The organism is Levilactobacillus yonginensis, assembly GCF_003946265.1.
GTDB classification, from domain to species: Bacteria; Bacillota; Bacilli; order Lactobacillales; family Lactobacillaceae; genus Levilactobacillus; species Levilactobacillus yonginensis.
Genome location: NZ_RHNO01000010.1, coordinates 39,180 through 64,137, shown reverse-complemented (window position 1 = coordinate 64,137; position 24,958 = coordinate 39,180). Strand labels below are relative to the sequence as shown.

The following is a 24,958-nucleotide window of genomic DNA, read 5'->3' as shown; positions in this document are numbered from 1 at the left end:
ATTCTCCTCCCCTTAGGCCAAACGCTTTTCTAGGTAGCGCATGTAGTAACTGATAGGCAACGTGATGATCAGGTAAAGTACCCCAACTGAGGCGTACGCCGCAATTGTCTGTAAGGAATTAGACGCAATCACGTTCCCTTGATACATCAAATCAAAGCCCCCAACAAAGGCCAACGTTGAGGAGTTCTTGACCAGGTTCACGAATTGATTACCCAGTGGCGGAATCACGTAGCGAAAGGCTTGCGGCAAAATGATGAACCGCATGGCTTGCCAGAAGGATAACCCGTTGGCCCGGGCCCCTTCCATCTGACCAGGATCAACCGACCCAATTCCGGCCCGGACCGTTTCGGCGATGAACGCTGACGTATAGAGCGTCAACCCAATCGTGCCGGCGGTAAACCCGTTCATTTTGATGACGTAGAGCGGAAACACCACGTAGAAGAACATCGTGATAACCAGTAACGGAATATTCCGGAAAACTTCGATGTAGATCCGTGCAACGACGCGCCCAAATTTATTAGGAGATTCTTCCAGTAAAGCAAAGAACGTCCCAAGAATCAGACTGAAGACCAGTGCAATTACACTACATAACAGCGTTTGCCCTAGGCCGTAGAGGAGTGTTCCTCCGTATGCTTGAAAGATATGAATCATTCTTTAGCCGCCTCCTCGTAGTCGAAGCCCTTCACGTTGTGGAACCATTTGTGAAGAATCTTGTTGTATTCGCCGCTAGCCCGAACCTGCTTCAACGCTTGGTTGACGGCCAGTCTGAACTGCGTTTGGTTCTTGTTGATGGCAATGCCGTAAGGTTCGGAGACGAATGACCCCTTGGTAACTTCATAGCCCGGATTCTGAATGGACATCCCATACAGAATCCCATTATCAGTCGTCAACGCTTGACCTTGACCGGACTTCAACGCCGTCATTGCTTGGGCGTAGTCGGTCAGCTGTAGGACCTTGGCGTTCGGAGCGACCTTGGCGACGTTTTGCACGGAGTCAGAACCGACGACCCCTAAGACGGTGGCCTTTTGCTCATTTAAATCTTTAACGTTCCTGATGCTACTGCCCTTCTTGACCAGTAATGATTGGCCCGCCAGGAAATATTGATCTGAGAAAGACACTTGCTTCCGCCGTTCTGGAGAAGGCGTCATGGTAGCCATAATGGCATCAATGTTACCGTTCTTCAGCATTGGAATCCGTGTCGAACTCGTTACTTGAATAAACTTTGCTTTGGCATTCTTGCCTAACATTTGCTTGGTCAACGCCTTAGCCAAATCAATTTCAAATCCTTTGATTTTGCCATCCTTCGTGTCTAGCAATCCAAACAACCGGGTATCCGCTTTGACACCCCAGGTAACGGTCTTAGATTGTTGATCGGTCTTCAGCACGTTTTTGGACGCCAGTGACTGACTGCCACATGCCGTAACCACCACGGAGACCGCCACCAGGGTCAGCAAGAGGCCAAGATTTCGAATCAATCTTTTCATAGCTAAATTCCTCCCCTGATTAGTGTGTGATGATCTTGCTTAAGAATTGACGAGCACGTTCGTTAGTTGGCTCACCGTCAAAGAAAGTCTCCTTGCTATCGTCTTCCAGAATCCGACCGTCAGCCATAAAGATAACCCGGTTGGCCACTTCACGGGCAAAGCCCATTTCGTGGGTCACCACGAGGGACGTCATACTGGAGTCCCGTGCGATGGTCTTCATAACGTTCAACACATCATCGATCATTTCAGGGTCCAACGCACTGGTTGGTTCATCGAACAACAAACACTTAGGCTTCATGGCCAGCGAACGCGCAATCGCGATCCGTTGTTGTTGTCCCCCTGAAAGCTGGGATGGCATCTTAGGTGCTTGGTCTGCTAAGCCAACTCGGTCGAGCATTTCCATAGCGACCTTTTTGTTTTCCGCTTCACCACGGTGTAAAACAATCCGTGGCGAAAGCATAATGTTTTCGAGAATCGTCTTGTTCGCGTACAAATTAAAGTGTTGGAACACCATTCCCACGTTTTTCCGGATTCGATTAATATCCGTCTTGGGGTTGGCCAGGTCTTGTCCGTTAACGATCAGTTGCCCGTGACGAATCTGTTCCAGACCATTCACGGTCCGAATCAGTGTTGACTTCCCAGACCCCGAAGGTCCAATCAGAACAACGGTTTCACCGGCTTCAATCGTCAAATTAATGTTATGCAAGGCGTGAAAGCTGCCATAGTACTTTTCCACGTTGTGAAATTCAATCATTGACATAAGTATTTCCCTCCACTAGTTAAAGTATCGCCGTCAGGCCCGAATACTAGCGCCCCGTACTGGTTTTGACCACCAGATATAATAGTGTCTAAAATTTAGTTTAAACCAAAAAAATTACTCGGTCAAAGTAAACAGCTTTAAGATGGCCACCCCCGCTAACGATTAAACCTACCAAAATTTAGCCCCACCACGGGTTTGGTTCATCTGAAAAAAATTGTGCGGTGACTGTCTCAACGGGACCGTTTTCAATGATAATTCTCCTAAAGCAGGTGAATTGGACATCCGCCGGAGGAGGTCAGGGATTCCGCCTGCTGTGGGGACGCTTCAGCCAAAGTGCTGGCTTCTCGCTCGATTTGAAGCCACGAAAACCGCGTGTCTTCAAAGTCGCCCGTGCTGTATGCTGGAAAGTCACCAGCCAACACCACTTTCACAGCTGGCTACATTCCTGCCCTCCTCCAGCTCTAATTGTAGTGTGACTATGCTTGTCCCTGCCTGGGGGCAGTTGAGCCGCTTATGGCGGTACCATAGATAACAGACAGCCGACTGCAAAATACTGGGTGAGCCCAAATCCAGCGGCCAGTAAGGCGAAAAGACACGCTCATATTATTGCCATAGCAAGTTCAGCCTTCAACCGCTAACTAAAAAAAGAGCCCGTCCCCGCTTTCACGGTTACGTGCTCTAATCAGTCATATTTTAATTAACTAGCTAAACTTAATGATGGTACCGCGATGTCCGCGTCATGGGCTCGTCATCATTCGACGTGGCCGCTGACGGTTCATCGTAACGTTGCCGTCGACTTGACACGGTGGTGTCACCAGTCGATGAGGCATCATCGCTATGCTTATAGGCCAATTGAACCGCCACTTGGAAATCATTGGGTTGTTCGATCAGTGAGGTGCGTCCCAACACTTTGAACGGTCCACCAACCAAGGTCGCGTTGGCTAAGTACAGTTCAAATTGGTCCCGCACATCCTGGACATTTTGCAGTCCCACCGTGCTAACCGAACCGACCCGTTGTTTCTCGGCTTGGTTCATCCCAGCATAGACCACCAGTTGGTTACCTTCAGATTGCATCTCAAAGTAAGGAATCATGGCGCCAGGTCCGGACGCGTAAACGGGCTTGCCGTTCTTTTGCGTCTGTTCCATGATTTCACGTTCGCCTAAGCCAGAGTAATCCATAGCTAACAACTGATTCTGCTGTAAACGGGTTGCTAACGTTTGGATGTTTTGTGTTTCCACAGCAGAAGACTTTAGCTTACCAGGTAAAATCTTCTTCTCATCGAAGTATCCGTTAGCTGGAATGTTCCGCCCACCCCGCATGGCGTGATGTTTGTTATCTTCCAACTCGGCTTCTTTGGGTTTGATATGCAATAGCTTTTCGATCTTAGGCGAAATATCAAACGGTGCCTTTTTATCCGTGAAATAATAGATGGTATTCAAGTACTCGAAGTATAGCAGGGCCAACGCAATCAACAGAATCAACAGTCCCCAGAACGGGTGACCATTTTGAAGGTAACGAATCCCGATATAGAACAGGTAAATATCCCCCAACATCCCCAAAATGACATAGATGCGGTTCTTAATCTTTACGCTGACGTTGATGTAGCCCAAGTAATGGTTGACCATATCAAGAAAACTTAACATGAATGATTCGCCCTCCTCTCTTATTGACCTGCACTGGTTGTGCCGTCGGTCGTATTAGCCGCCGAATGACTATACGTCTGTGCACTCTGCGTGTCGTCAGTCGTATCACCAGTCGTGCTGCCACTGTCGGTGGTGTCATCCGTCGTATTATTGGTGCTGTTATTGTTGTTAGTCGTGGTCGAGCTGGAGTTTTTCTTCTTAGAAGTCGTCCCAGTATTCCCCGTTGTCGTTGCGTGGGATGATTCCGTATCAGAAGTCGTATCCGCCGAAGAACTTTGCGTGTCCGTGGATGAACTGTCTGATGATTCATCACTACTGCTGTCCTTCTTCGAAGAATCAGACTCCTTCTTACTACTATCATCGCTATTCTTTTTGGAATCGCTCGATGACAGGCCACTAACTAATGATGAACTGGTGTTAGAAACTCGCGAGGCCCCTTCATTAGACTTGGTGACCGTGTTCGTCACCACGTTCGTTGCTCCGAGAGCCAAGGCCATCGAAACAATTGCAAATGGCGTGATAAATGGTGGTGTCCGGTACGCCATGTGTCATTCCTCCTTACGTCTTTACCTAATTAGACTTCATTGTCCCACATTTAAGCCAAAAATCTCTCAAAATTCCCTTAATTTTTGACTAAGTCTTGGTCACTCACACCGGCTGCCTTACATTCGGCACACAGACCATACAACTCAAAGCTGTGCCCCGTGATTTCAGCGCCAGGTAATTGATCCGTAAAAAAGTCCATCGGGCACATTTGTAACTCGATAACCTTCCCACAATGCTGACAAATAAAGTGGTGATGATGTTGGTGATGGAAGTCACACTGATACTTGACCCGCGCGCGTTCCTGTTCGGTGTTTTGTTCAACGATGCCAACCTCTTCAAACTCCTTGAGGTTGCGGTACACCGTATTATGACTCATCCCCGGAAATTCCGTCCGCATGTAAGCATCCACAGCCACGACATCCGTGTAGTGGCCTTGGTTGGTCAGCAAAAACTCTAAGAGTGCGTGCCGTTGCTTGGTCAGCTTCAATTTATTGTTCCGCAAAATGGTCACAGCGGCGGTTAAAGATTCTGCCATGATGGGCGGTCTCCTTCATTTATTATTCATTCTTTTTTACGGTGGGTGTGTCCGCCTTACCGGGTGGGAAAAATAGGCTGGAACGCTGTGAACACGATTTTGAGCCAAAGAGCGGTCTCAAAACTCGGTTCTACCTAACCACGGAAACCCACCGTGCTAAGGTAGTGCCACGGCTGAGCCTATTTTTCCCACCCTCACGGCTAACGGTGATCGTTCTTATATGTCACCATGGCTGACGAACCACCCATTTGACGTCAGGCATAAATATTGGCAGCCACAATCAGTATCAGCCGTGAGGTTGCCAGAGATGGGCTCAGGCGCCTCGTTGTTCTTAGCCGTTTACGGCTTAGAACAAGGCCAAGCTTTGAGACTCACGGTTTTGGTGAGGCTCAAAGTTGTGCCGGCACCGTTCCAGCCCATCTCTGCCAACCGGTAAGGCGAACTGACACAGCGCTGTCAATATTTTGCCGAATTCCCTGTTAGTTTAGCATACTTGGGATGAAACTCAACTATCAGCCGCCTCAGACCGCTGAAGCCCCGCCATCAGCTCATCGAGCTTCACTTGAGTCTGCGCCCAATTATCATTATTCAGCTGAATAGCGTGGCCCCGCAGCGCCAGTGGCATGGTCAGATCCCGATGATATTCCGGACTGGCTAGTCGTTGCGCCATCATGGCCTCATCATCCCCGCGCTTGGAGAGGCGGTGAGCCAACTTGGCTGAATCGCTGACCGTCAGGAAGAGAATCACTGCCTGGTCACCCAGCTGTTGTGCGTAGGTGATGGCGCCCTTACCATCCAAAACGATGGCCGTAAACGGTGCGCGTTTGAATCCCGCCGTGATGCCTTCGCGTGAAGAGCCGTAGTGGTAACCCGAATACACCACCGATTCCAGGTAGTGGTTCTTAGGAAAGCTCTCTTCCGTTTCAAAATAGTAATCCGTCCCATCAACTTCACCCTGACGTGGTGGGCGGGTGGTGTGGGTAATGATCTTGGTAACTGGATAGTGACTGACCAAATAATCTTGGACGGTCGTCTTGCCGGTCCCAGTCGCGCCGGTAATCACGATGACCTTATTCTCCATCCTGCGCGTCCCCCGTCAGATAGTCGTCCGCCATTGATAACAAGCTCTTCAGGTTATCAAAAGTCAGCTTGTCATGGGCCGTGGCAAAGTCAAACCAACCGTATTCACTGATTTCTTCCACCTGTCGCTTGATCTGTGCGTCGGCAGGAACCAGCGCCGTATAGAGGACCACGTGCTTGTGATGCCCGTTCTTCATGTCGTAATCTAAGTCCGCATGAAATTCCGGATTGATGGCGACCTCTAGACTGGTCTCCTCCCGAATCTCTCGAACGGCCGTTTCAATGTCACTCTCAGTGCCTTCGACGTGGCCCTTGGGGAATCCCCAGAAGTTACTAGTTGCGCTCTTTAATAATAAATATTGCGGTTGGTCGTTTTCCAAACGGTAGACCACTGCACCGCTGGCTCTTTCGGTAATCATGGCTAATTGCCTCCTCATTTCACTCATACTGGCTCTATTTTAGAACGAAAACGAAGCGCGTGGGGTAATTTTATCTGACTTTCGGTAAAAGTCTGCCCAACTCTCATTGACTTTTAATTTAAGTCTAGGGTACACTATCCGAGATATCACCGTTTTGACACGAGCGGGATTCACCTATTAATATGGAAGAAAACGTTTTCTTTTTTAATTAAATTCACTGGTCATTTAACCACGACTACACGGATTCTGGCCACTGCTCGCTATCATTTTATCCGAACTAATCCTTTCATTAGATAGATGACCCCATCGTGTTACCTACATAAGGAGGCTTTTTAATGGCTATTTCGCGAATTTTTCGACGCGAACGCTTAGATAATTATTTAAAGAGTGACCAACACTTTGCCAAGACCATGTCAGCAAAGGATCTCATGTCACTCGGAATTGGGGCCGTCATCGGGACCGGGATTTTCATCCTCCCCGGTACAATTGCTGCCCAATACAGTGGTCCCGGCATTGTCCTGTCGTTCCTGCTGGCCGCCGTCGTCTGTTCTACCGCGGCCATGTGCTACGCCGAGTTTGCCTCCGTTCTCCCCGTTGCCGGTTCCGCCTACTCCTACGGGAACCTGGTCTTCGGCGAAATCATCGGCTGGATTCTCGGCTGGGCGTTGATTCTAGAATACGTCCTCGCCGTCGCAGCGGTCGCCAATTCATTTGGTGCCTATTTTAATTCGTTTCTAGCCGGTTTCCACCTCAGCCTCCCCACGGCCGTCACCGGCCCCTACGATCCCGCACACGGGACGTACGGGAACGTGGTTGCCATCTTAGTGGTACTCTTCATCAGCTGGTTGTTAAACCGGGGGATGCGAGAATCCATGCGGATCAACAACCTGATTGTCTTCGTTAAGATTGCGATCATCATTCTCTTCGTTATCGTCGGTGTCTTCTACGTAAAGCCCAGCAACTGGCAACCCTTTGCCCCATTTGGGACTAAGGGGATTCTACGGGGTGCTTCAACCGTCTTCTTTGCTTACCTCGGCTTTGACGTGGTTTCTGCCTCAGCTGCTGAAGTGAAAAATCCTAAGAAGAACATGCCCATTGGAATCATCGGCACCCTCATCGTAGCGTCCGTGCTCTACATGTTGGTCGCCGTGGTCCTCACTGGGATGGTCCACTACACCAAACTGAACGTGGCCGATCCGGTCGCATTTGCGCTGACCTTAGTTCATCAAAACTGGACCTCCGGTATCATCTCATTGGGTGCGCTCGCTGGGATGTTCACCATGATGGTCACGATGATCTACAGTTCTTCACGCCTGATCTACTCGATTGGTCGGGACGGCCTGCTGCCCAAGTTTCTCGGTAAGATCGACGATCAAACGGGGACGCCCAAAAATAGTCTGGCGGTCATCACCATCGTTATCGCCTTGCTAGGCGGCTTCGTGCCACTGGCCCAACTGACCAACCTGGTCAACATCGGGACTCTGGTGGCCTTTCTCTTCGTTTCCTTTGGGATCATTCGGTTGCGGCACCTGCCCAACCTGCCCCAAAACTCCGGCTTCAAGGTTCCCTGGTACCCCGTCTTGCCAATCATTTCTGGCTTACTGTGTTTCGGCATGATGCTTCAATTACCCGCTGAAACTTGGATTGCTTCCTCGATTTGGTTTGCTTTAGGACTCGTCATTTACTTCAGCTATGGTTTACGCCACAGTCGGCTCAATGACCAAGAAGATTAATAGTTACTTTGCAAAATTGATAAGGTAGGCGAAATTTATGCGTAACCAACAATTTGCCATTCGGCCCACAGCACCCGCTCAGGCCCTCGACGAACTTCACACGATTCATTTTTTAGATAACACCAATCAGGCCCTCACGACCCCCAGTCAACTGCTCTGGGATTTCTATGATCGTAGCTGGCCAGAATTTTCCACCGACCAACGGGTAGCCCAACAGCTCCATAACCTAATGGCCACCCCTGACACGGACGGTGCTGATTTCTTGAGCCAGCACGACGACGTGCCCGTCACTGTATTTTACAACTTAGCCCTGCAACGACTGGGCTTCGCTGTCGATGACGACTTTGACCTCGCTGACCCGCTGGCCGCTATGGCGAAAATCCAGCTGCCCGTCAGTGACCACCAATCCACTAATTTTACGGTAGCCGAGCTGAAACAGGCCTGGTACCTGCTCCTGACGACCCACACTAAGAACGGCCAGTCCTTCTTGGACCACCTGACAACTCACGGCTACTTTGCCCCATTCCTCCACGATGCCACCGTCACCAAGCCACTGATTTTTAACGGTAAAGCCCAGGCCGTCTTTGATACGACCCAGCTGATTCGCGAAGTCGTGTACGTTGAAAGTCCCCAGGACACGGACCACGACGGTCAACGGGACCTGCTAAAGGCCGAAATCTTGCGGCCAGCGGAAACTGCCACTGGGTTAAAGGTCCCCGTCCTCTACACCGCTAGTCCTTACAATCAAGGGACGAACGACGAGGCTGGTGACCAGATGATGCACGACGTCAACGTGCCCCTGACACCGCAAGAACCGAACCAGCTGACACGTGAGGACGTGCTGGCTGAACCAGCTACGACGCCAATTCCCGCTCCCCGCCCCGTGACGGCTTCGACCACCACGGCCACGGAAAGTTTTGCCCGGGAAAGCTCCTACACGTTAAATGACTACTTCTTGGCTCGCGGGTTTGCCGTCGTCTACGCTGCTGGAATTGGTACGCTGGATTCTGACGGCGTCCGCACCACTGGGGACCCCGAGGAAACCACGTCCACCATTGCCATCATCGAATGGCTAGCGGGTAACCGAACTGCCTTCACTAGCAGAGAAGCCACCCAGGCCATCCCCGCTTGGTGGAGCAATCACGCCATCGCCATGACTGGTCGTTCCTATCTGGGAACGCTGGCCACTGCTGCCGCAACGACCGGGGTAGCCGGCCTGAAGACGGTCATCAGTGAAGCTGCCATTTCCAATTGGTACGACTACTACCGTGATGGCGGTCTGGTCGTTGCCCCCGGCGGTTTCCCCGGCGAGGACGCGGACGTACTTGCTGAGGAAACGTTTAGCCGGCAACTACAAGCCGGCGACTACCACCGCATTCAAGCCAAGTGGCAGGCTGACTTAGCTGCCATTACCAGCGGTCAAGACCGGACGACTGGGAGCTACAACCGCTTCTGGGACGCCCGTAACTACCTGAAGAACGCGAAAAATATCAAGGCGGACCTGTTGTTGGTCCACGGTCTGAACGACTGGAACGTGAAACCACGCAACGTGAACAACTTGTGGAACGCTGTCCGTGATCTGCCCGTTGCCAAGAAGCTGATTCTTCATCAAGGCCAACACATTTATATCAACGCCTTTCGCTCGATCGACTACACCGACATCGTCAACCTCTGGCTGACCCACGAGCTGCTGGACGTCGACAATCAGGCCGAAACGTTGTTGCCAAACGTCATCATTCAAGACAACGTCCAACCCGAAACTTGGCACAGCTACGCGGACTGGGACGCGCCAACTAACCCCGTCACCACGTTGAACCTGCATCCGGAGGAATTGGTCGCCACGACCACCGCCCCGCTCAAGGCAGCGGTCAGCTTTAACGACCAACTGCCCGAGGCCCAGTACCAGGCGTACACGCACGACGTTGCCAGTTGGCAACGAGACTTGTTAAACGATGACTCCCCACTGAAGGGCCATCGGTTACGATTCAAGTCAGCCGTCCTGACCAAAGACCAAGTCCTCGATGGAAAACCAGTCATTACCTTAGAAGTTGCTGTTAACCAACCCGTTGGCCTCCTGAGCTTCCAGTTAGTCGATTATGGCGAGGCTAAGCGGTTAGGTGTTTCACCCACCCCACTCCGCGTATCGTTGGACGAAGGGTTCCACTGGCGTGAAGACAGCCTGCGAGAATTTCAAACGACCAAGACGACACCCTGGAAGATGATTACCAAGGGCCACCGCAACCTGCAGAACCGAACCAATACCTACCAAATCGATGAACTGAAACCCAACCAGTTCTATCGCTTACGGGTGACCCTGCAACCAACCCACTACCGTTTGTTGGCGGGCCACCAGCTGGGATTGGTCATCTACGCCACGGACTTTGGCATGACCGTGCGAGGAAACCAGGACCTGCAGTACTCTATCAACTTGGAACACGCAACACTAGAATTGCCGTACTTGGCTGAATAATTAGCTCTTAATCATGAATAGCGGGCCTGAGAGAAATCTCGGGTCCGCTATTCATTAACTAAAAGTTGAAAGTTCAAAAACCGTTATCAAGTCAAGAATAGTCAGACGTTACAGACTTAAAATTAGTCTCATCCAGCCACCTGCGGCGATCAGAGATTCCGCCTGCTGCGGGGAACGCCTGCGGACTGAAAAGCGGTCCTTCGGCTCGGTTTGAAGCCTGGAAAACCATCAGTCTTCAAACACGTCCCACGCTGTAAGCCGAGAATCGGCTTACAGCGTTGACACAGCTGGCTCCACCTCTGACCTCCTCCGGTTAAACGGGTTCTTGGAAAATAAACTAACTTAAATGACAGCACTTACTCAATATTATTGGCACGCCACTGGGTAGCCGAGAGTGAGCCAAATTTGGACTCAGCCGTGGGATTTTTAAGTGATTTTCTTGAAAATGGCGACTTGAAGACGGGTTTGCGGCTTCAAGTGAGGGGCAAGACCGCTCTTTGGCTTGTCCCGTCCTTCCCATCGCGTTCCAGTCCAAATTTGGCGAACGGTAAGGCGGCAATTCCCCACTAAGTCTGACTAAACCCTAATATCCAAACCTTGTTGTATCAGACATAGTAGGTGTTGCAGTACTTTCAACCTTTAGTCATTAAAGAGAAGTCGGTTTCGATTTTGAGACAACAGTGATAGAATAATAATAACTTAATTAGAAACGGGGGATCTTCCATGAAACAAGGCACCACGATTATTACGTTAGACAACGGCTACCATCTCTGGACCAACACCCAAGGCACTGGTGACATTCACCTGCTGGCACTACACGGTGGCCCTGGTGGTAACCACGAATACTGGGAAGATACCGCGAAACAATTAGCTAAACAGGGCCTCAACGTTCAGGTCCACATGTACGACCAACTTGGCTCATGGTACTCAGACCAACCTGACTTCAGCGACCCTGAGACCGCTAAGAAGTACCTGACTTACGACTACTTCTTAGACGAAGTTGAAGAAGTTCGTCAAAAATTAGGTATCGACAAATTTTACCTGATTGGCCAATCATGGGGTGGCGCTTTAGTTCAAATGTACGCTGCCAAGTATGGTCAACATTTAAAGGGTGCTATCATTTCATCCATGGTTGATAACATCGACGAATACGTTGAAAGCATCAACCATATTCGGGAAACCGTCCTGTCTGCCGACCAAGTTGCTTACATGAAGCAGATCGAAGCTGACGGCAACTACGACGACCCTAAGTATCAGAGTTACGTGGACATCTTAAACGATGGCTACGTGGACCGGAAGAAGCCCGCTGCGATTTCCCATTTGATCAGCACGATGGCTACCGACGTTTACGGTGCCTTCCAGGGTGACAACGAATTCGTGATCAAGGGTAAGCTGAAGGAATGGAACTTCCGTGAACACTTGAAGGAAATCAAGGTTCCTACCCTGTTGACCTTTGGTGAACACGAAACCATGCCAATCGCTACTGGTAAGAAGATGGCTGAACTCATCCCCCACTCACGTTTCGTAACGACGCCTGAGGGTGGTCACCATCACATGATCGACAACGCACCGGTTTACTATGACCATTTGGCAACGTTCATCCGCGACGTTGAATCTGATAATTTTAACGCTTAATTTCTTTGTATTGAAGGTTCGAGACTGTTTTGGTCTCGAGCCTTTTTTGGTTTCTCTGGCCGCCTCCAGAAGTCAGGGGCGACGTCCGCCGTGGGGACCGCCTGCGGCCTGTGAAGCGGTCCTCCGGCTCGACTTTGAGCCGCCTTAACCCAGCGTCTCAAAGCTCGTCCCGTGAAATAAGCTGACCAGTCAGCTTATTTCACCATCACCGCGGACGTCACCCCTGACTTCTTCCGGCTACCTGGGTCTGCTAATCTGGCACCCTCACTTAAAGTTTCTAAGACCTGAAAAAAAAAGCGCTATGAACTCCCTTCCAAGTTTATAGCGCTAATATGTGTTTAGCTTAATCAATACTAATAACTACACCAAAGGCTAAACACGACGACTTTGGCCGCTCAACTTCACGCATATTGAGCTCAGCGGTCGTAGAAAATTAGAATAACCATACCACCTGTCCTTACTCATTCGTAAGCCCTGAAATCAATATAGGCCGCCAGTCGCCCGGACTGGGGCCAGCCGTGACGGGTGGCGTTGAAGCGGGCGGGATTCCCGGTTCTACACCACGGGACGAGCTAGGAGACTCAGTGAACTTCTGAGGCTTCTAGTCGAGGAGCAAGACCGCCCCACAGGCTTGCTCCGGTCCCCACAGCCGGCCCCAGTCCGGACGAGCGGGGGCGTCGTAAATCATCCACAAAACAAAAAAGTCTGGACAAAATGTCCAGACTTTCAGTCGTTGTTGACTAGTGCACCACAACTTTCATCCCGGTAGGAACGTTGTTGTAGACCCACTTCGCATCGGCAACCGACAACCGCACACACCCGTGTGAGGCAGCCGACTTACCTAATTCTTCAGCTTCACTCTTAATATAATTTCCGTTTGCGTCCGTTGGTACCGTGTGGAACAGGTAGATACCGTGGTCCTTCCAGGAGACCCAATACTTGGCGCCTTCCCCGGAAGACTGGTTGTAGAAGAACTTGCCCCGTTCCTCCTGAATTGCAAAGGTTCCATGCGGCGTGCCATTCTTCTTACCGGTTCCTGTCGAACAGTACATGGTGTAGAGCACCTGACTGCCATCCTTAACGTATACCCGTTGCCGGCCGGTATCAACATCTAGCCAGGCATTCGGATGCTGTTTCAGATTGGGATAAGCCTTATCTTCTGACGGTTCACGCCAGTTAATTGTTTTTGCTTCTGCGCTAGGCTGTTTGGCCGCGGTCTGCGTGGTGCGAACCGTGGCAGTGTTAGTAGCCTTGTGGAAGATGCGACTGATGCCGACACCCGCCGCAATCACTAACACGACAATGACGAGGAGCTGCCTAAATCGTCTCATGATTTTCCGTCCTTTATCCTTCGATTTTCTTAACCACAGTTAACTGTAACGGATTTTTCTGAAAAAGGGAACGCCTTTTACGAAAACGTAATAAGCCTGCAACCTAATTTTCAGCGGAATTTTTTAAACTGAGCTTTTCAACGTTTAAAATCTTATCAACTAAGCCGGTGTAGAAACTGGCCTCATGGCTGACGATGATAGCATTACCGTTAAAGTTCAAGATAGCCTGCTTCAGCGCCTGCTTGGTTTCATCGTCCAAATGGTTCGTCGGTTCGTCCATGATCAGGAAGTTAGCGGGCTCGAATTCCATCATAGCCAGCTTGACCTTAGTCTGTTCCCCACCGGAAAGTTCCCCGATTGGTTTCATGGCGTTGGCCGAATCCAACCCACACTTAGATAGCTTAGTCCGAATTGCCTTTTGAGGCAACTTTTCGTACTTGGCTTGGATAATTTGTAAGGGGGTCTGTTGATTGTTATCCCAAACTAAGTCCTGGCTGAAGTAACTGATCTTGGCGGAAGGTGAGAAATGCGCTTCCCCCCCCTTAGCCTTGATGAGCCCCAGAATGGACTTGATCAACGTTGATTTACCAACCCCGTTGAACCCGGTCAGGCCAACCTTTTGGTTAGTCGTCACGGAGAATGTCACGGGCTTCAACAGTGGCCGCTCGTATCCAACAGAAAGTTGGTCAACCACCAACGCGTTTTGCGAGCCCGTTTCCTGGTAAGGGAAATCGAAATGGGCTTGCACGTTCGTCGAAGGTGGATCGACCCGGTCGATCCGGTTCAGCATCTTTTCTCGAGACTTAGCCATGGTCGACTTCGACCCGGCCTTGTTCTTCCGAATAAAGCGTTCGGCCTTTTCGATCACGACCTGTTGCTTGTCAAACTCACGTTGTTGGGCCTTTTCACGTTCGCCCCGTTGCCGCATGGCCTGCTTGAAGTTCCCCCGGTATTTCGTGATTGCCCCAAACGCCACGTTGATGATACAGTTCGTCACGTTTTGTAGGAAATCATAATCATGGGAGATGATCAACGCTGCCCCGTCAAAGTTATTGAGGTAGTCTTCCAACCAGGCAATGTGCGCAACGTCGAGGTAGTTAGTCGGTTCGTCCAAAAGAATGACGTCTGGATTTTCCAATAACAGCTTAGCCAAGATAATCTTGGACCGTTGCCCACCAGACATCTTAGCGACTTCGTGGTCCCGGCCAATGTCATCCAATCCTAGTCCGGAGATGACCCGTTCAATTTCTGTTTCAATATCGTAGAAGTTCCGGGCGTCCAGCTGTTCTTGAATCCGGCCGGCCCGCTCCAGTAACTTGTCTTCCATAGTTTCCGCATATTCCGTGTACATGGCCGTCATCCGGTCGTTCATTTCGTACAGGTCAGCGTAGGCTGTATGGAGGAAATCAATCAGCTGCATGCCTTCAGGAATGTCAGCGTATTGGTCCAAGTACCCAATGTGGGTCTTCTTTTGCCATTTCACTGAGCCAGTCAATGGGAGCTCCTGACCCGTAATAATCTTGATCAATGTGGATTTTCCCACACCGTTTTGCCCCACAACACCCATGTGTTCACCCTTGTTTAAGGTGAAACTGGCGTTTTCGTAGAGCTTCTTGTCGGCGAAACTCATGCTTAAGTCGTCGACTTCTAATAATGGCACGTTTAGTCCCTTCCCTTCTTCTCTCACGCAGAAAAAAGCCCTGACACGGTCAAGGCCTTTATTCATAACATATATTGGTAGTAATTTACCACGAAAAGCCCGGTTACGTCAACTTGATGGTTTAGGGACCGGCTGGAATCTATGCTATAATGGGTGAAATTTATTGCCTAAGGACTGACTATCTATGAATATTCGTAACATTGATCACCTCACCCTCACCGTTAGTGACATCGAACGCTCTGTGCGTTGGTACCACGAGGTATTCGACCTCCCCATCATTGAGTTTGATGACGGTCGCCGTGGGGTCAAAATTGGCAAACAAAAACTCAATTTCCAACAGAGCGACGAACCCCACTTGCCAGTTGCTAAGCACCCCACGGTTGGTGGCGCAGACTTTGCCATCATCGCCACGGACCCGTTGGCCAACATTTTGTCTCACCTGACCAACTACGCGGTGGAAATCATCGACGGTCCACTACCTAAGCAAGGGGCCCTCGGCAACATGACCTCTATCTACGTTCGCGATCCGGACGAAAACTTAATTGAAATCGGCAAATACGATAAATAACCTGATAAGGAGGCCCCTCAGTTAGATGAATACGTTAACGAAAATGGGGCGGGATCTGGGTGACTGGCTCTTACGCAGTCTGCGTTGGATTGGCTTCATCTTTATTTACCTGGTCGACAGCTTGATTCTCGACCTGGCTACCACCCACGCCAGCCAACCCAACCTGGCCAACCGGTTGGTCGGTGCCATGCTGATCTATTCGGCGCTGTTGCTAGCTTTTCTAGCCTGGCGGTACAATAAACAGCTGCGCGCTAATAACCCCCGTGGCTTTGGCCGAACCAAACTGACGAGCCAGCGGTTCTGGCAACTCATGGGCTTCTTCGTCCTGATGATGGCCATCCAACGGCTTTGGATCGTACTGACCAGCCTTCACATTCTGAGTAGTCCTGCCAACCAAACCGCCATCAATCAGCAGGTCATGCAATTTCCATTTTGGAACCTGGCCTACGCAATTCTCTTCGCCCCGTTCGTCGAAGAAATGATTTTCCGCGGAATTTTTCTGAACTACTTTTTCAGTAAAAACACCAGGCTCATGAATTTCTTGGGCGTCTTGGTCTCGGGCCTCATCTTTGGATTTATGCACGCGAACAACATCTCGTTTACGCTGCTGATGTACTCCGCCCTGGGGTGGGTCCTGGGGATCGCGTACCTGCATTTCAAAGATGTTCGGTACAGTACGGCGCTGCATTTTCTGAACAATTTAATGTCGCTCATATAACCCTAAACACACGAAAGGTGAGGTCGCCACTTGGCGGTCCTCACCTTTTTTGCGTATTTGATTGATGCTAATTGCCGCCTCCGGTTGGCAGGGATGGCGCCTGCTGTGGGGACCGGAGCAAGCCTGAAAGACGGTCTTGCTCCTCGACTTAAAGCCCCCGCCAAGAACGCGCGGTCTTTAAGCTCGTCCCGTGATGTAGAAGCGGGAATCCCACCCGCTTCAACATCACCGTCACAGCTGCCACCATCCCTGCCAACCTCCGGCTAAGATTTACTGTAACTGTAAATCAAAGACAATTTGCTGGAGACATAAGTGGTGATGACAACATCTTGATCAATTGACTACAGTAGCCAACCATGCAGAAAACATTACCAGATGGATTGGTTCAGGCCACGCCCACCGATAGTCTGAACCGTTTTAATGTGCTGACCGCGTCAAGATAATTTGATACACTACCGTCAAATAGCTCCAATTCACCGTATCAACATCACTGACGAATCCATCGTCACACTGAGGCCGGAGGCAGCCAGGTGGCACGCTGTGTCGAGCTAGTTAGTCAGCGTTCTGGGCTGGCTTACTAGCTGGGCCGACCTCACAGACTCGCGGGTTTCGAGGCTGCGAGGCGAGGTCGAAGACCGCTCTTTGGCTTCGGCCGGGCCCCACAGCGTGGCACCTGGCGGCCGCAGGCGGCTCCACCCACTAATTATTCAGCAAACAGTGCCATCAGTTCGTCTTGCCGGAGATTTTGCTTCTCGGCACCACAGACATCTAGCTTGACCTGCCCGTCTTGTACCATGACGAGTCGGTTGCCATAGGTCAGTGCATCACTCATTTTATGAGTAATCATCATGGTCGTTAAATGATTCGTTTCGACAATCTTTTGCGTCAGTTCCATCACCTTAGCACTGGTTTGTGGATCTAACGCCGCCGTGTGTTCGTCTAGCAGTAGCAATTCCGGATGACTCAATGTCGCCATTAATAGGGATAGCGCCTGACGTTGCCCACCAGATAAGTACTTCACCTGCGTCGTCAGTCGGTCTTCCAAGCCCATTTGCAAGGGCCGTAACAAGTCTTGGTACGCAGCCTCTTGCTGGGCGTTGCGGTACAAATGAAGACTCATACTATGCGTATGCCGCTGGGCCAGCGTCAAATTCTGCGCCACACTCAGCTCACCTGCCGTCCCCATCTTAGGATCCTGGAAGACGCGGGATAACCATTTGGCCCGGTATGCCACGGACTTTTTGGTCACGCTGTGTCCGGCCAACGTGAGGTCCCCCGCGTCTGCCGTTAACGTCCCCGCAATCGTGTTCAGGAGCGTTGACTTCCCAGCCCCGTTATTCCCGATAACTGAAACAAAATCTCCCGGCTCAATCGTCAGGCTCACGTTCTTTAACACGTGCCGTTCATTTGGTGTCCCGGGAAAGAAGACCTTCTGGAGATGCTTGACGCTTAAGACTGCTGATTGGTTCTGCTTCATGTTCATCGGCTCCTAACTGTTTGAGGTAACGTTTAAGTTGTTGACGCGTCCGGTACTTGTTACGAATGATCGGCAGGCAAATAACAATGACTAAGATTCCCGCCGAAAGAATTTTGAGGTCGTCGACTGGGAAACCTAACCCCATCGCCACCGTCAATAAGTAGCGGTAGATGATAGCTCCCAGGACCATGGCAGACAGGCGTAACCAAATCTGCCGGCCCCGTAAGAAAATTTCACCGACCAAGACTGAGGCCAGGCCAATCACGATGGTCCCAATTCCCATCCCAATATCAGCGTACCCGTTGCTTTGCGCAATCAGGGCACCGGATAAGGCGATGCACCCGTTGGAAACCATGTAGCCAATAATGACCATCCGGTCCGTGTAAATTCCGTTGGCTGAACTCATAGCCGCGTTGTTCCCAGTGGCCATTAGGGACAACCCTAACCGCGTCTTGAACAACCAAATCAAGACGGCCACGACGACTCCCGTGACCAGTGCGCCGACGACAATCGTTTGCAAATCGACCGACCACGTCGCTGGTAAGTAGTTGGTCAACACTTTCTGTGATAACAAGGGCACGTTAGACTTACCCATGATGTGCATGTTGACGGAATACAGTCCGGTCATCGTCAAGATGCCGGCAAGTAAGGATGGCATGTGTAGCTTGGTGTCGAGGATACCGGTGACCCAACCAGCCACACAGCCAGCGAGGAAGCCCAGTAAACTGGCAGTGACTGCGGACTGACCACTCAACATGGCGCTGACCGTCACAGCCGCCCCCAACGGGAAACTCCCCTCGGTGGTTAAATCGGGAATATCTAAGATGCGGAACGTGATGAAAACGCCGATGACTAGGGGTGCCCACAGGAGGCCCTGCCCGATACTGGTGATTAACATAGAAGTTACCCCTTTCTAAGGTTTCGTAATTTGACTAGGCTTCAACCCAATTGCTTTGGTGTTGGTCTGGTTAATGTATAAGTGCAATTTCTTAGATTCTTGAACGGCCATGTTTTGTGGCTTCTTTTTGTTGACTAAGACGTCGTAGGCCATCTTCCCAGTCTGCTTGCCCAAGTCGTAGTAGTTGATGCCGTATGTAGCAGTCCCACCATCTTGCGCCATTTCAATTGAACCGGTAACAACTGGTAACTTGGCAGCCTTCGCCTTTTGACCAATGGTCTTCATGGCACTTGCCATCAAGTTATCGGTTGGTAAGTACAGGCCGGATACCTTGCCGGTCAGTCCAGCTAACACACTCGTAACATCGTTGGTGCTAGTAGCACTGACAATTTTCAAATTCAAATGATGTTTCTTGGCGTACGCCTTGGCAATCTTCACTTGTAAGACAGAATTTTCTTCTGAAGAGTTGTACATCACTCCCAATGGCTTGTTGCCCTTGGTCATGCTAGCCAGTAACTTGAGTTGCAGGCCCACCGGCGTCATGTCGCTCGTGCCACTGACGTTGGTCTGCGGCTTGCTGCTGGACTTGACCAGGCCAGCTGACTTCAAATCAGTCACGGCGGTAACCAACGTTGGTGTAGTCTTCGTCTTCTTGGCTAAGCCCTGTGCGGCTGGCGTGGCGATACCAACTAATAAATCATTCTTCTGTTGAACCAATTGCTGACTCATGGTATTCAGGTTGGCTTGATCACCCTGTGCGTTTAAGTAGTGGTAGGTCACCTTCGTCGACTTGTGATGAGCCTTCAATTCCTGCTTCAAACCGGCTTTGAATCCTTGCCGGGCCTCGTCGAGTGAACCGTGTTGCACGACCTGCAACATGCCGACTTTTAAGTTACCGTTGCTGGCAGTCGACTTGCTGGAACACCCTGCTAAAACTAACCCTAAACCTAATAAGGCAATGCCACTCATAAGTAATTTTTTCATAATCAATTCCTCCAAGAATATGTGATTTCGTTGTCGTCCCGGTCACGGAACGTTATTTAGTTAAGACTAATTGGTAAATTTATAACCAGTATCCAGCGCGGTGACCCTGCGTCCAGGGCTGCCGGAAAAACAAAAAACACCAGATAGATTCTGAGTAGAATCTACCTGGTGTATATCGGGCCCGATATTATTTCTCCAGATAGATTAACCCGTATCTATCTGGCGCTAAGTCATGCTGAAAAACTTTAGCTAATCGATAGATACAAACGCAATTGTGCGATGCGTTCGTATCCAACGAAATGAATACAAACGCTATCTAAAGAAAAAGCTAAAGGCAAACTGGTTATTTAAATGAGTTAGGCTGATTAATTTCATAAGTCATAATCCCTTTCATTTATCAATTTACAATTACCAGTTAACCATTTTGAAATGGGCCTGTCAACCCTAATTTTAATTTAATTCTCATTTTCAGGAGCTAATAGACTACGATAATCTTGGCACCAAGCGAGTCCCATGGCACCATCACCGACGTGAACGCCAAAGCTGGGGCCAATCAAAGCCGTCTCAAAAGTCACGGTAGGAAAGCGTTCTTGGGCGGTTGCCACCCATTGTGCAGTGGTCTCCGGTTGGTCGGCGTTCAAAATCGTTGCCTTGACTGGAGCTACCCCGGCAATGTCGGTTGCCAGGTCATCTAAGAAATCGCTGAGAGCCCCTTTCAACCGCAAAGCACTCCCAGCGACCCGCATTTTTCCGTTTGATTCGAAGACCAGAATCGGTTTGCCGGGTAAAATTGGCGCCGGACCAGGACTATGGCTGGGATTGACCGCACCGGTCCGCAGCAGTGGCTTAATAGAGTCAATGACAAAGGCACTGTGGGTAGTGGCCCGCAGCTTCGTCAACTGCTCAAAGATTTCAGCGATGGTGGCCCCCCGGTCGGCCAAAGCTGCGGCTAAGCGAACCTGTTCACCCATGGTTGTTAAGATACCGCGTGAATCCCAGGGGTGCACGTGGACGCTAGTAATGTTTTCCACGAACGCGGCCAGCGTATTCACAAAGCCCGAGATACCAAGTGATGGCCCAATGATGATGACGTCAGTCACCCCGTTTTGGGCTAACTCAGCACAAGCCGCTTGAATCGTCTGCATGGACAATTGCGGTGCGGTTGGCACCATTTTTTTAGACTTAGATAGCCGCATCAACCGATAATAATCCGCGGTACTCAAGTCTTCGTACTCGTGATACTGCCGGTTACCAAACATGATTGGTGCTGATAACAGGTGGATGTGCCGTTGTTTAGCCTCATCAAAGGCAATACCGGCCGACGTGTCCGTCAGGATTGCAATCTTCATGAGCAGCCTCCTTGCTGTACTGATATTTAAGTTATGTATATTAGTTGTAATGGTCGCGCTCCGGCGGTCAGGTCGGGGCCTGCTGTGGGGACGCTTCAGCCTGTGAACCGGGCTTCTCGCTCGATTTGAAGCCAGGTTAACCCACCTGTCTTCAAAGTCGCCCATGCCGTAAGCTAGCAACCCACTAGCTAACGCCATTTTCACAGCTGACCCCAACCTGACCGCCTCCGGCTTAACTTGTGTTCAACCATCAACTGTTATCGTCCAGTATACCAAAAATTGGGTGCCGACCAACAATAATTTCAGAGCTGTTTAGTGTGACCAGGTAACAGCACATTAGCCAGCACAGATATCTCTGAAGAGTAGTCAGTATTGCCTCCATCCACCAATGCTGCTTAATGGTAATAGAACAATCATCACAACTACTCGCAATTTTCACCAACTACATAATTGCCATCAGCTCAGAGTAGCCGCAGGTGGCTGGGACTGGGGGCCGCAGTGACAACAGTGTTACCTGGTGTTTTGGGCCAGGTTACACTGTGGGACGGTTAGGAGACTCGGGGCATTATCCGAGGCTTCTAACCGAGGAGCAAGACCGCCTCTCAGGCTTGCGCCGGTCCCCACAGCGGCCCCCAGTCCCGGCCACCGGAGGTGGCAACCCAGCCACCCCACCAACCACCACTTTCAGAAAAAAGTGAAAATTAAGGTTGACGGTCTTTAAGCAATGCCGTACACTAAATTTAATCAAAACGGAAGGAAGGAAAGTTATATGCAAATGTCTGCGATTGAACTTAATGGACGTTGGCAAAGCCGGTAATCAAGTCTCATCAGTGTTGATGCGACTTGAGCTCCCAGAGCGATTCTCGCATCTGCGCCGGCTAACTTTCTGATGCAATGGCCCGCACGGATGTTTACTATCCGGTTTTGCGGGCCTTTTTCTTTGGGCACCCGGCCGGACTGGGTGCCCTTTTTGTATCGACTGCCAATTCCAAAATAAGTGAGGTTGATTAGAAAATGAAACGATTATACGGACTCATTGCCATTTTACTTGTTTTTCTCGGTTTCGCCTTTGTTCAAGAGAAACACCAAACTGCTCAGAAAGCTAAGGTACCAACGGTCGGCATCTTGCAACTTCTCTCCCACCCGGCCCTGGATGCCATCCATAAAGGAATCATTCACGGGTTAGCCGAAGAAGGTTACCACGTTGGTAAGAACGTGAAAATCGACTTTCAAAACGCGCAAAATGATCAGAGTAATCTGAAAACGATGAGCGCGCGCTTCGTCAACGAGAACGCCGACGCCATGATTGGCATCGCCACGCCATCCGCGCAAGCACTGGCCAATGCCAGTTCCAACATCCCCGTCGTTCTCGGGGCCATCACCGACCCTGAGGGGGCGCACCTAGTCAAGAGCAACGAACATCCCGGTAATAACGTCACTGGGGTTTCTGACCAAGCACCACTCAAGTCACAATTAAAATTGATTCAAAAAATCATGCCAAATATGAAGACGTTGGGTATCATCTACACATCATCTGATGACTCAGCCACCGCGCAGTATCACCAATTCGCAGCACTTTGTAAACAACAACACGTGACGCTGAAGGCCTACTCCATCGCAAACACCAACGACTTAAACCAAGTCGCCCAACAGATGGTCAGCCAAGTCGATGCCGTTTACGTGCCAACCGACAACACCGTGGCCAGTGCTATGCAGACGCTGGTCTCCACGGCCAACGCCAAGAAAGTCCCCGTCTTCCCAGCCGTCGATACGATGGTCAAGGCTGGCGGATTAGCAACTCTGAGTATCAACCAGTACAAGCTCGGTGTTCAAACGGGTAAGATGACTGCCGATATTTTAAAGGGTAAGAAGCCCGCCGACACGCCAATCAAGTTTGAACGCAAGGGTGAAATGACCATTAACTTGTCGCAAGCCAAGAAGCTGGGCATCACGCTACCAGCATCAGTTGTTAAGGAAGCCAAAGAACATGGGGAGGTCTTCAAATGAGTTTAGCAGTATCCACAATCGGGCAAGGCCTACTCTGGGCCGTCCTCGGGGTTGGGTTATTCCTAACCTTTAGAATTCTAGATTTTGCCGACATGACCGTTGAAGGAACGTTCCCCTTGGGAGCGGCCACGGCTGTCGCCGCCATCAGTAACGGGATGAACCCGCTACTCGCCACACTATTGGCGTTCGCCATTGGTGCCATTGCTGGGCTCATCACCGGTCTGCTCTACACCAAGGGCCACATTCCCATTTTATTAGCCGGCATCCTAGTCATGACCGCCTGCTATTCGGTTAACTTACGGATCATGGGTCGTGCCAACGTTTCTTTATTAGGGAAATCTACGTTGTTTAAAAATCACTTCCTGGCTTCCCTGCCCCAATACTTCGATAGCGTTGTGTTAGGCGCGGCCGTCATGATTGTCATCACGACCCTGGTCATCTACTTCCTGCAAACGGAACTCGGCCAAGGTTTCATCGCCACTGGCGATAACCAAACGATGGCGCGGTCACTTGGAATCAACACCGACAACATGAAAATCATGGGACTGATGGTCTCCAACGGGCTAATTGCCTTCGGGGGCGCCCTGGTTGCCCAAAACAACGGCTACTCTGACGTCAACATGGGTATCGGGATCATCGTTATCGCCCTGGCCTCCATCATCATTGGTGAAGTAGCCTTCGGTGATTTGACCCTGAACCAACGGCTGGTCGCGGTCACCCTGGGGAGTATTCTCTACCGGTTCGTCCTCCTGTTGGTCCTCAAGCTGGGGTTCAGCGCCAACGACCTCAACCTGATTTCCTCCATCATTCTGGCCATCTGCATGATGTTGCCAGTCTTCAAGAACATTTTCAACTTCAAGCATATTTTGAAACGGGGGTTGGATACCAATGACTAAACCATTACTCGAACTTAAAAACGTGGTCTTAAAGGTTAACCGCAACACACCAGAAGAAATTACCATTCTGGACCACCTCAACCTCACCATTAACGCCGGCGATTTCATCACCGTGCTGGGTTCCAACGGGGCGGGGAAATCAACCTTGTTTAACGCTATTGGGGGCGACCTCAGTATCGATAGCGGTCAGATTCTTCTCAACGGTAAGGACATCTCCCACGACTCCGTGGAAAAACGGACCAGCTTTCTCGGCCGTGTCTTCCAAGACCCCAAACTGGGGACCGCGCCGCGGATGAACGTTGCTGAAAATCTGTTACTCGCTGAACGCCGAGGACAGCGGCGCGGCCTCATGCCCCGCAATTTAAACCGGCACATGGCCCACTACAAGGAACTGACGGCCACCATGCACAACGGCCTCGATGAACGGTTGACGACGGCCACCGGTAACCTCTCTGGTGGTCAACGCCAAGCATTAAGCTTCCTGATGGCCACCCTCAAACGTCCAGAAATTCTATTATTGGACGAACATACGGCGGCGCTTGACCCACGGACGGGGCAAGATTTGATGCACCTAACCAACGAACGGGTCTCCCAAGATAATCTGACCTGTTTAATGATCACCCATCACATGGAAGACGCCCTGACCTACGGCAACCGGCTGATTGTCTTGCACCACGGCAAGGTCACTTACGACGTGGCGGGCGACAAGAAACAAGCACTGACTAGCGAACAGCTCTACAGCTTCTTCGCTGAGATCGAATAGG

Annotated in this window: 22 protein-coding genes; 8 read left to right on the top strand and 14 right to left on the bottom strand. The window is 50.6% G+C overall.

The features are described 5' to 3' along the window. Positions 1–12: 12 nt before the first annotated feature. The 8 genes from EKM87_RS06780 to EKM87_RS06745 all read right to left on the bottom strand — a co-directional run bounded on the left by EKM87_RS06780 (position 13) and on the right by EKM87_RS06745 (position 6,468). Complete coding sequence (locus EKM87_RS06780) at positions 13–651, bottom strand: amino acid ABC transporter permease (protein WP_125683167.1); 639 nt, start codon at positions 649–651, stop codon at positions 13–15. Then, entirely contained in the window at positions 648–1,484 is an 837-nt protein-coding gene (locus tag EKM87_RS06775; protein ID WP_125683165.1) for a transporter substrate-binding domain-containing protein, read from the bottom strand. Before EKM87_RS06775 ends, EKM87_RS06780 begins: the two co-directional genes overlap by 4 nt. 19 nt (positions 1,485–1,503) lie before the next feature. Beyond that, a complete protein-coding gene (locus tag EKM87_RS06770; protein WP_125683163.1) occupies positions 1,504–2,244 on the bottom strand; it encodes an amino acid ABC transporter ATP-binding protein in 741 nt (246 codons plus the stop codon). Positions 2,245–2,955: 711 nt separating this feature from the next. Next, positions 2,956–3,888 (bottom strand): DUF6681 family protein, encoded by a 933-nt coding sequence (locus EKM87_RS06765; protein ID WP_125683161.1) that lies wholly within the window; start codon positions 3,886–3,888, stop codon positions 2,956–2,958. A 20-nt stretch (positions 3,889–3,908) separates the two neighbouring features. Beyond that, the gene (locus tag EKM87_RS06760; protein ID WP_125683159.1) at positions 3,909–4,433 is read right to left on the bottom strand and encodes a hypothetical protein; all 525 of its coding nucleotides are present in this window, start codon (positions 4,431–4,433) and stop codon (positions 3,909–3,911) included. 77 nt (positions 4,434–4,510) lie between these two features. Continuing rightward, the gene (locus EKM87_RS06755; RefSeq protein ID WP_125683157.1) at positions 4,511–4,969 is read right to left on the bottom strand and encodes a Fur family transcriptional regulator; all 459 of its coding nucleotides are present in this window, start codon (positions 4,967–4,969) and stop codon (positions 4,511–4,513) included. Positions 4,970–5,474: 505 nt separating this feature from the next. Continuing rightward, positions 5,475–6,050, bottom strand: a complete 576-nt coding sequence (locus EKM87_RS06750) for a nucleoside/nucleotide kinase family protein (RefSeq protein ID WP_125683155.1) — start codon at positions 6,048–6,050, stop codon at positions 5,475–5,477. Continuing rightward, complete coding sequence (locus EKM87_RS06745) at positions 6,040–6,468, bottom strand: bis(5'-nucleosyl)-tetraphosphatase (RefSeq protein ID WP_125683153.1); 429 nt, start codon at positions 6,466–6,468, stop codon at positions 6,040–6,042. The genes EKM87_RS06750 and EKM87_RS06745 overlap by 11 nt, the downstream gene beginning before the upstream one ends. A 335-nt stretch (positions 6,469–6,803) precedes the next feature. Between EKM87_RS06745 and EKM87_RS06740 the strand changes: the two genes are divergently transcribed. From EKM87_RS06740 to EKM87_RS06730, 3 genes are all read left to right on the top strand, one after another. After that, positions 6,804–8,201 carry an APC family permease gene (locus tag EKM87_RS06740; protein ID WP_125683151.1) on the top strand — a complete coding sequence of 466 codons (1,398 nt, stop codon included), beginning with the start codon at positions 6,804–6,806 and terminating at the stop codon, positions 8,199–8,201. 37 nt (positions 8,202–8,238) lie between these two features. After that, positions 8,239–10,671 carry a Xaa-Pro dipeptidyl-peptidase gene (locus EKM87_RS06735; protein WP_125683149.1) on the top strand — a complete coding sequence of 811 codons (2,433 nt, stop codon included), beginning with the start codon at positions 8,239–8,241 and terminating at the stop codon, positions 10,669–10,671. A gap of 723 nt (positions 10,672–11,394) precedes the next feature. Beyond that, positions 11,395–12,306, top strand: coding sequence for a proline-specific peptidase family protein (locus EKM87_RS06730; protein ID WP_125683147.1), 912 nt, complete (start codon positions 11,395–11,397; stop codon positions 12,304–12,306). A gap of 740 nt (positions 12,307–13,046) precedes the next feature. Here EKM87_RS06730 and EKM87_RS06725 read toward each other — a convergent pair. Both EKM87_RS06725 and EKM87_RS06720 read right to left on the bottom strand, forming a co-directional pair. Further along, entirely contained in the window at positions 13,047–13,637 is a 591-nt protein-coding gene (locus EKM87_RS06725; protein WP_125683145.1) for a L,D-transpeptidase, read from the bottom strand. A gap of 103 nt (positions 13,638–13,740) precedes the next feature. Next, positions 13,741–15,297 (bottom strand): ABC-F family ATP-binding cassette domain-containing protein, encoded by a 1,557-nt coding sequence (locus tag EKM87_RS06720; RefSeq protein ID WP_125683214.1) that lies wholly within the window; start codon positions 15,295–15,297, stop codon positions 13,741–13,743. A gap of 184 nt (positions 15,298–15,481) precedes the next feature. Here EKM87_RS06720 and EKM87_RS06715 point away from each other — a divergent pair, with 184 nt between their 5' ends. Continuing rightward, positions 15,482–15,865: a VOC family protein gene (locus tag EKM87_RS06715; RefSeq protein ID WP_125683143.1), complete on the top strand. Its 384-nt coding sequence runs from the start codon at positions 15,482–15,484 to the stop codon at positions 15,863–15,865. Between the two features lie 25 nt (positions 15,866–15,890). Further along, on the top strand, positions 15,891–16,583 hold the full coding sequence (locus EKM87_RS06710) for a CPBP family intramembrane glutamic endopeptidase (RefSeq protein WP_225426665.1): 693 nt from the start codon (positions 15,891–15,893) through the stop codon (positions 16,581–16,583). A gap of 703 nt (positions 16,584–17,286) precedes the next feature. On the opposite strand, the gene EKM87_RS06705 is transcribed toward EKM87_RS06710, so the two are convergent. The 4 genes from EKM87_RS06705 to EKM87_RS06690 all read right to left on the bottom strand — a co-directional run bounded on the left by EKM87_RS06705 (position 17,287) and on the right by EKM87_RS06690 (position 21,291). Beyond that, positions 17,287–18,060 (bottom strand): ABC transporter ATP-binding protein, encoded by a 774-nt coding sequence (locus EKM87_RS06705; RefSeq protein ID WP_125683141.1) that lies wholly within the window; start codon positions 18,058–18,060, stop codon positions 17,287–17,289. Beyond that, on the bottom strand, positions 17,987–18,958 hold the full coding sequence (locus EKM87_RS06700) for an ABC transporter permease (protein ID WP_125683139.1): 972 nt from the start codon (positions 18,956–18,958) through the stop codon (positions 17,987–17,989). The genes EKM87_RS06705 and EKM87_RS06700 overlap by 74 nt, the downstream gene beginning before the upstream one ends. Before the next feature lie 15 nt (positions 18,959–18,973). Beyond that, a complete protein-coding gene (locus EKM87_RS06695; protein WP_125683137.1) occupies positions 18,974–19,942 on the bottom strand; it encodes an ABC transporter substrate-binding protein in 969 nt (322 codons plus the stop codon). 455 nt (positions 19,943–20,397) lie between these two features. Continuing rightward, the gene (locus tag EKM87_RS06690; RefSeq protein WP_125683135.1) at positions 20,398–21,291 is read right to left on the bottom strand and encodes a DegV family protein; all 894 of its coding nucleotides are present in this window, start codon (positions 21,289–21,291) and stop codon (positions 20,398–20,400) included. Between the two features lie 1,014 nt (positions 21,292–22,305). On the opposite strand from EKM87_RS06690, the gene trpX reads away from it, so the two are divergent. Genes trpX through EKM87_RS06675 form a run of 3 tightly spaced genes read left to right on the top strand, consistent with a single transcriptional unit; the run spans position 22,306 to position 24,957 of the window. Further along, positions 22,306–23,298, top strand: a complete 993-nt coding sequence (gene trpX, locus EKM87_RS06685) for a tryptophan ABC transporter substrate-binding protein (protein ID WP_125683133.1) — start codon at positions 22,306–22,308, stop codon at positions 23,296–23,298. Beyond that, positions 23,295–24,194: an ABC transporter permease gene (locus EKM87_RS06680; protein WP_125683131.1), complete on the top strand. Its 900-nt coding sequence runs from the start codon at positions 23,295–23,297 to the stop codon at positions 24,192–24,194. The genes trpX and EKM87_RS06680 overlap by 4 nt, the downstream gene beginning before the upstream one ends. Next, positions 24,187–24,957, top strand: coding sequence for an ABC transporter ATP-binding protein (locus tag EKM87_RS06675; protein ID WP_125683129.1), 771 nt, complete (start codon positions 24,187–24,189; stop codon positions 24,955–24,957). The genes EKM87_RS06680 and EKM87_RS06675 overlap by 8 nt, the downstream gene beginning before the upstream one ends. Position 24,958: the final 1 nt, after the last annotated feature.

Bases quoted from the DNA above. Each gene is read 5' to 3' on its own strand.
- EKM87_RS06780 (WP_125683167.1), bottom strand. From the start codon at position 651: ATGATTCATATCTTTCAAGCATACGGAGGAACACTCCTCTACGGCCTA.
- EKM87_RS06775 (WP_125683165.1), bottom strand. From the start codon at position 1,484: ATGAAAAGATTGATTCGAAATCTTGGCCTCTTGCTGACCCTGGTGGCG.
- EKM87_RS06770 (WP_125683163.1), bottom strand. From the start codon at position 2,244: ATGTCAATGATTGAATTTCACAACGTGGAAAAGTACTATGGCAGCTTT.
- EKM87_RS06765 (WP_125683161.1), bottom strand. From the start codon at position 3,888: ATGTTAAGTTTTCTTGATATGGTCAACCATTACTTGGGCTACATCAAC.
- EKM87_RS06760 (WP_125683159.1), bottom strand. From the start codon at position 4,433: ATGGCGTACCGGACACCACCATTTATCACGCCATTTGCAATTGTTTCG.
- EKM87_RS06755 (WP_125683157.1), bottom strand. From the start codon at position 4,969: ATGGCAGAATCTTTAACCGCCGCTGTGACCATTTTGCGGAACAATAAA.
- EKM87_RS06750 (WP_125683155.1), bottom strand. From the start codon at position 6,050: ATGGAGAATAAGGTCATCGTGATTACCGGCGCGACTGGGACCGGCAAG.
- EKM87_RS06745 (WP_125683153.1), bottom strand. From the start codon at position 6,468: ATGATTACCGAAAGAGCCAGCGGTGCAGTGGTCTACCGTTTGGAAAAC.
- EKM87_RS06740 (WP_125683151.1), top strand. From the start codon at position 6,804: ATGGCTATTTCGCGAATTTTTCGACGCGAACGCTTAGATAATTATTTA.
- EKM87_RS06735 (WP_125683149.1), top strand. From the start codon at position 8,239: ATGCGTAACCAACAATTTGCCATTCGGCCCACAGCACCCGCTCAGGCC.
- EKM87_RS06730 (WP_125683147.1), top strand. From the start codon at position 11,395: ATGAAACAAGGCACCACGATTATTACGTTAGACAACGGCTACCATCTC.
- EKM87_RS06725 (WP_125683145.1), bottom strand. From the start codon at position 13,637: ATGAGACGATTTAGGCAGCTCCTCGTCATTGTCGTGTTAGTGATTGCG.
- EKM87_RS06715 (WP_125683143.1), top strand. From the start codon at position 15,482: ATGAATATTCGTAACATTGATCACCTCACCCTCACCGTTAGTGACATC.
- EKM87_RS06710 (WP_225426665.1), top strand. From the start codon at position 15,891: ATGAATACGTTAACGAAAATGGGGCGGGATCTGGGTGACTGGCTCTTA.
- EKM87_RS06705 (WP_125683141.1), bottom strand. From the start codon at position 18,060: ATGAAGCAGAACCAATCAGCAGTCTTAAGCGTCAAGCATCTCCAGAAG.
- EKM87_RS06700 (WP_125683139.1), bottom strand. From the start codon at position 18,958: ATGTTAATCACCAGTATCGGGCAGGGCCTCCTGTGGGCACCCCTAGTC.
- EKM87_RS06695 (WP_125683137.1), bottom strand. From the start codon at position 19,942: ATGAAAAAATTACTTATGAGTGGCATTGCCTTATTAGGTTTAGGGTTA.
- EKM87_RS06690 (WP_125683135.1), bottom strand. From the start codon at position 21,291: ATGAAGATTGCAATCCTGACGGACACGTCGGCCGGTATTGCCTTTGAT.
- trpX (WP_125683133.1), top strand. From the start codon at position 22,306: ATGAAACGATTATACGGACTCATTGCCATTTTACTTGTTTTTCTCGGT.
- EKM87_RS06680 (WP_125683131.1), top strand. From the start codon at position 23,295: ATGAGTTTAGCAGTATCCACAATCGGGCAAGGCCTACTCTGGGCCGTC.
- EKM87_RS06675 (WP_125683129.1), top strand. From the start codon at position 24,187: ATGACTAAACCATTACTCGAACTTAAAAACGTGGTCTTAAAGGTTAAC.